This is a genomic window from Bacillus sp. SIMBA_008 (assembly GCF_046535495.1).
GTDB classification, from domain to species: domain Bacteria; phylum Bacillota; class Bacilli; order Bacillales; family Bacillaceae; genus Bacillus; species Bacillus subtilis.
In genome coordinates this window covers 1-267 of sequence record NZ_JAWRWL010000564.1, presented here as the reverse complement: position 1 = coordinate 267, position 267 = coordinate 1, and the positions used below count along the sequence as shown (strand labels likewise).

1 protein-coding gene is annotated in these 267 nt (G+C 48.3%); it reads right to left on the bottom strand.

Annotated elements, in window-relative coordinates:
• The coding region (locus tag SB658_RS24455; RefSeq protein ID WP_410602968.1) for an MFS transporter at nt 1-241 on the bottom strand (241 nt) is incomplete at its 3' end.
• Nucleotides 242-267: the final 26 nt, after the last annotated feature.

Here is a 267-nt window from a genome sequence, read left to right as displayed (position 1 = left end):
AAAAGAAACGTTTGCGTCCGTACATATCGGACAGTTTTCCGTAAATCGGCATACCGGCCATAACGGCTACCATGTATGATGCCGTCACCCACGCGAACTTATCGAAACTTCCGAGGTCCGCCACGATATTTCCCATCGCAGTGGCAACGATTGTATTATCCATAGCCGACATTAAAATGCCCAGCAAAAGACCGATGACGACAAACTTCGTCGAGGCGTCCTTCGCGGCTGTTTGTTCCATGCTTTTTCCTCCCATACTTACTTTTG